We start from the raw sequence: 5,708 nt of genomic DNA, 5'->3' as shown, positions 1-5,708 counted from the left end.
GGGGGATCAAACCCCCCTTATCAAGGGGGGATCAAGGGGGGATCAAACCCCCCTTATCAAGGGGGGATCAAGGGGGGATCAAACCCCCCTTATCAAGGGGGGATCAAGGGGGGATCAAGGGGGTATCAAGGGGGTATCAAGGGGGTATCAAGGGGGTATCAAGGGGGGATCAAGGGCGATTGCAGTTCGATAAACTCACTAACCACAATGGGATGCAAGACGTGCCATTGGTGTAAACTTAAGCACCACCAAACTCCCGTAAGGGCGAAGCATTCGGGCAATAACCTATCGCTGAAACCGTAAATTTTTTATCCGAATGCTTCGCCCCTACAAACTCAAATACCAAAACATAAGCCAATTTTGAGACAAAAGCAGATTTTTTGGTATGATAAAAACAACTATTGCAAAATTCTATGGTTTGGCAAGCGGGACAACTCCTCCACAATGGCAAGTACGAGATCCTTGAGGTCTTGGGACGGGGAGGTTTTGGCCTGACCTATAAAGCACGTCATCGCCAACTCACCCTGGAAGTGGTGATCAAAACTCCTGATATTTTGCAAAAAAGAGATACGGAATACGAGGATTATGTTAGACAATTTGAGGCGGAAGGGCGCAAGTTAGCCAAATTTTCCCAGACTCCCCATGCCCATATCGTCCGTATTTCCGATTTTTTTACTGAAGGTCAAGTTCCCTGTTTGGTGATGGATTTTATTCAGGGTCAAACTTTGATGGAAAGGGTGAAAACTCAAGGAAAATTATCGGAAGCGGAATGTTTAAAATATATTCGGCAAATTGGCAGCGCATTAGAGGCAGTTCATCAAGCAGGAATCGTACACCGAGATGCTCACCCTGGCAATATTATGATTCAACCCAATGGGAATGCTATCTTGATTGATTTTGGCATTGCTAAAGAGATTATTCCGGCTGGTAGTTCGACGGATTATGCCGCAAATCCCAGTTTTGCCCCCTATGAACAAGTTTATCAAGGTAGCAAAGCCAATCGTCAGCCGAGCGTGGATATTTATGCCCTAGCCGCCAGTTTTTATTATGCGGTAACTGGGCAAAAACCGACTCCTTCAATGGAACGCCGTTTAGATAATCGTCCCTTAACATCACCGAAAGAAATTAATCCTAATTTAAGTGATCATCTTAACAAAGCCATTACTCTGGGGATGGCTTTGGAAAAAGAAAACCGCCCTCAGTCTATGTCCGATTGGCTTCAACAATTGGAATTACCACCGCCTCCTGTAGAAAAAAAATATCGTCAAGAAATAGTTAATCCCCCACAGCCAAGGAAAGAGCCAAAAGTGGCTGAAACAACAGCCCCTGTTAACCCAAAACCTTCTGAAAATTCTCTTCAGAAAAAACTCAAAGCTCTTCCCCGGGGTTGGTTAATCGGTGTGTTTCTTGTTGTTTTCGGTGTGTTTCTTGTTTATGGTGTAATTGGTTACACTTTAGCTGTCAGTTCAGCACGATGGCAAGTTTGGGCTGTGGCTGGGGTTGCGGCTGTGCCTTGGGCTGTGACTGGGGCTGTGGCTGGGTTTTGGCCTGTGTGGGCTGGGGCTGTGGCTTGGGTTGTGGCTGCTGTGGCTGGGTTTTGGGCTGCGGCTGGGGTTGTGGCTGGGGTTCTGGCTGGGGTTGCGGCAGTGGTTGGGTTATGGTTCTTATTGTTCTATCGATACTGGGAAAAAACAAATCAGTTTGCAACTGTCTTGTTTTTTGTTTTTCCTGGATTGATAGGTGGTATTACTTTCAGTCTTATGTCAGGGAATGTTCTTGGGGGAGTAGTAACTGGAATAGGGAGCATGGTAATAGTATCTACTCAGTTTGGTACTGCATTTGAGTTAGACAAGAAAAACTTTAGCTCCTTCGCTATTTTTCTGATTCTTGCGGTTACAAATCTAAGCGGTTTAGCAAGCGGTTGGTTATTGGCTTTTCTCCTGCATTCCAAAGGCTAACAAAACATAAAACTATCCTCATAATTCCTTTTTTTCTATTGTTATCTTCCCTAGATTAGGTTAATTAATGCAACCCAAAAACTAAATTGCGCCATAGTAGTGAGTCTATTCTGCTGAGGAGCATCTCACTTGTGCCATGCGTATTAATGCTTATAGCTGTCAAAAACTATAAAACAATGAGCTTGTAATCAAAAGTTCATGTCTGCGTCACAGTAAGTTCATATCCCCCGCCTAGATTAGAGATAGTCAGTCCCAAGCCGTTTTCCAAAACACTCCTCTCACACCCACGATTATTAGGACTGACTTTTATTCCCTTCTCAAAATGGTTAAACAATAAAAACTATGACTCGCAATATTTTTAACGATAATATTTCCCCGCTCAACGAAGGCAATCCCAAACGCTCCAAATCTTCTGCAATGAAAAAACTTTTTGCCTATTCCTCCTTACTGGTTTTGGGTGCCGGGTTAGGTATCGGGGCCACCTACGCCTACAGTCAAAATCCTCTAGAATTAGCCCAAAATATTGCCACCGCTACCAATAATCCTCGCCCCTCCACAGCAGCCGCAGCCGCTCCCTCAACCCTAGTTATTCCCACCAATTTTGTTGCTTCTGTGGTGCAAGAAGTGGGGCCGGCGGTGGTAAGAATTAATGCTTCTAGGGAAGTCAATGGCGGCGGTGATTTTTCGGAATTTGCTAACGATCCTGTTTTCCGTCGCTTCTTCGGTTCCCAAATACCAGAGCGAGGAGAAAGACAAGTTCAAAGGGGTACAGGTTCCGGGTTTATTATCAGTAATGACGGTAAAATTATCACCAATGCTCACGTTGTCGAGGGAGCAGATAAGGTGACTGTCACCCTCAAAGATGGTCGCACTATTGATGGTAAAGTTTTAGGTAGTGATCCTTTAACTGATGTGGCAGTGGTACAGGTGGAAACGAGCAATTTACCCACGGTTAAATTAGGTAATTCTGATAGTTTACAGGTGGGAGAATGGGCGATCGCTATCGGTAATCCTTTGGGATTAGATAACACTGTCACCACGGGGATTATTAGCGCCAAGGAACGCAATGGCTCCCAAATTGGTGCTAGTGATAAACGGGTGGATTTCCTGCAAACCGATGCGGCAATTAACCCCGGAAATTCCGGCGGACCTTTGTTAAATGCTCGGGGAGAAGTTATCGGAGTTAACACCGCTATCATTCAAAATGCCCAGGGTTTAGGTTTTGCTATTCCGATTAAAACTGCCCAAAGAATCGCCGAACAATTAATCGCCACGGGTAAGGTGGAACATCCCTATCTCGGTGTTCAAATGGTACAGTTAACCCCAGAGGTAAAAGAACAATTAGCCGATAGTCCCATGGCTGATAATTGGACTATCCCCGATGATTCTGGTGTCTTGTTAGTGCGGGTGATGAGAGATTCTCCTGCCGCAGCAGCAGGATTGCGATCGGGTGATGTGTTAAAGTCTGTAGGTGGTAAGAATGTCACCGATCCCAATGCGGTTCAGGAAATTGTTGATAATACTCAAATCGGCGATAATTTACCCGTAGAAATTAGCCGGGAAGGACAAAAAATTAATCTGAATATTCAAGTGGGTAGCTTGAATACTGCTAACAGATCCTAGTCTGGAAGATAAGTGGTAGAATACCTAAACTTTATAGAGAGCTTGTTACTAAGCTCTCTATATTTCTGGTTTTACTTTTGGCTCTTGAATTGAATAATTATAGCATTTATCTTAATGGTGAGATAAGTAGGTAGTCGTTAAAAATTATCAGATACCCCCCTTATCAAGGGGGGATCAAGGGGGGATCGGCACCCCCCTTATCAAGGGGGGATTAAGGGGGGATCGACACCCCCCTTATCAAGGGGGGATCAAGGGGGGATCGACACCCCCCTTATCAAGGGGGGATCAAGGGGGAATCGACACCCCCCTTATCAAGGGGAAATTAAGGGGGAATCGACACCCCCCTTATTAAGGGGGGCAGGGGGGATCGACACCCCCCTTATCAAGGGGGGCAGGGGGGATCGACACCCCCCTTATCAAGGGGGGCAGGGGGGATCGACACCCCCCTTATCAAGGGGGGATCAAGGGGGGATCAAGGGGGGATCAAGGGGGGATCGGCACCCCCCTTATCAAGGGGGGATCAAGGGGGGATTAAGGGAGAATCGAAAGATAGCTAAATACTTGACCCTAGGCTCACAATTTTACTGTTGGGAGATAGAAAATAAAAACCGCTCGTAAGCTCGATTAATTTTTTGCATAATTTTAATCGCCATGGCGGAGGAATTGTGATCGGGGTGATACTGACGAGCAAGCTGATAATATCTTTGTTTAACTTCTGAAAAACTGGCATTCTTAGAAATTTCTAAAACCTCCCACCAATCCTCGGAATCGGAGGGCAATATTTCTAATTCTCCTAACATTTCTGACCATATTTTTACCTTACCTCCATAACTACCTGTAATTAAAAATTGACCGTCAGGACTAAATTTTAAGGGAGCAGTTCCCCGTAAAACTTTAATTAATTCTCCTGTTTGTCCTTGCCAAATTTTAATTTCTGTTCGGGAAGCACTAGCAATTAAATGGCGATGAGGATTAATAGCAATACTAATAATTGCCTGCTCGTGTGCCTGCCAACTTTTAATAATTTCTCCTGTCTTTATATCCCAGATTTTAATCGTTTTATCACTACCGCCACTAATTAGATATTGACCATCATTACTAAAAGCTAAACTGTTAACGGCTGCCCTGTCACCGATAAAAGTTTGATAAGCATAACTATGATCAAATCGCCATAATTTAATAGTTTTATCATCACTACCACTAGCAATAATTTGGCTATCGGGACTAATAGCACAGGTATTAACTGCCTCCTCATGACCGATTAAAGTTCGCTTTAATTCTCCTGTATGATAACCCCAGATTCGCAGAGTTTTGTCGTTACTAGCACTAACAATAAATCTTTCATTGGCAGCAAAAGCTAATTGTAAAATGACACCATCATGGCTATGGGGAGCATTTACACGAGCGAAAAAACTACTTTTATACTGCTTAGTTTCTAATTGCCACTGACTAATTCTGCCATCTAATCCACCAGCAATAATCGATTTACCGTTAGGACTTATCGCCAGAGTTTGGAGCGGTTCATTAACTCCCACAAAGGAATAAATTAATTTACCCGTTTCTCGCTGCCAAAGTTTTATGGTTTGATCTTCTCCCGCACTAGCGATAATTTTACCATCAGGACTAACATCGATCGCCCCAATATTTTCCTGATGACCTTTAAGAGTTTGGAAACACTGCCAAGATAAACGCTCTGGAATAGTAATTTCTGTAGAATATAACTGTTGATTTTCCTGAACAGATACTTCTTCTAAAAGTCCCTGTAGTTCTGCCTCTAGATTTTTATATTTCCCCGTAACTTCTTGCCAAAATAAAGCTTCTTCGTACTCTCTAGTAATGCGATCAAAAAATTCTAGATTGCCATAAAAATTATTGTCGGAGTAGGTGGGAGATAACATTTTCATCAGTCCGTAGACTCCTAACCCGACTATCCCACCAGCGATCGCCATGGAACCAGCACCAACACCGAAAGCTGTACCTTTAACCGCGACTCCCACACCCCCAAAGGTAGAGTAGATACCGATTCCGCCAAGGCTTCCTATTCCCAAAGCTAACCCGACATTGTGATCGTTTGTTTCTAGTCCTTGCAGACTGGCATAAATTGCCGAACTTGTCAGGATGCCAATC

General features: G+C 44.0%; 3 protein-coding genes. 2 read left to right on the top strand and 1 reads right to left on the bottom strand.

The features are described 5' to 3' along the window. Window positions 1-413 precede the first annotated feature (413 nt). Together PX484_RS03680 and PX484_RS03675 are read left to right on the top strand one after the other, a co-directional pair. The gene (locus PX484_RS03680) at window positions 414-1,958 is read left to right on the top strand and encodes a serine/threonine protein kinase (RefSeq protein ID WP_287768177.1); all 1,545 of its coding nucleotides are present in this window, start codon (window positions 414-416) and stop codon (window positions 1,956-1,958) included. A 342-nt stretch (window positions 1,959-2,300) separates the two neighbouring features. Further along, window positions 2,301-3,581 (top strand): HhoA/HhoB/HtrA family serine endopeptidase, encoded by a 1,281-nt coding sequence (locus PX484_RS03675; protein WP_287768174.1) that lies wholly within the window; start codon window positions 2,301-2,303, stop codon window positions 3,579-3,581. Between the two features lie 581 nt (window positions 3,582-4,162). Here PX484_RS03675 and PX484_RS03670 read toward each other — a convergent pair. Then, window positions 4,163-5,708: WD40 domain-containing protein (locus tag PX484_RS03670; RefSeq protein ID WP_288102894.1), on the bottom strand; the 1,546-nt coding region annotated here is incomplete at its 5' end.

The organism is Microcystis sp. M49636_WE2 (assembly GCF_030065375.1).
In the GTDB taxonomy this organism is placed as follows: Bacteria; Cyanobacteriota; Cyanobacteriia; order Cyanobacteriales; family Microcystaceae; genus Microcystis; species Microcystis aeruginosa_C.
The sequence above is the reverse complement of the archived record's forward strand: the minus strand, read 5'-3'. Positions and strand labels throughout refer to the sequence as shown.

Bases quoted from the DNA above. Each gene is read 5' to 3' on its own strand.
- PX484_RS03680 (WP_287768177.1), top strand. From the start codon at position 414: ATGGTTTGGCAAGCGGGACAACTCCTCCACAATGGCAAGTACGAGATC.
- PX484_RS03675 (WP_287768174.1), top strand. From the start codon at position 2,301: ATGACTCGCAATATTTTTAACGATAATATTTCCCCGCTCAACGAAGGC.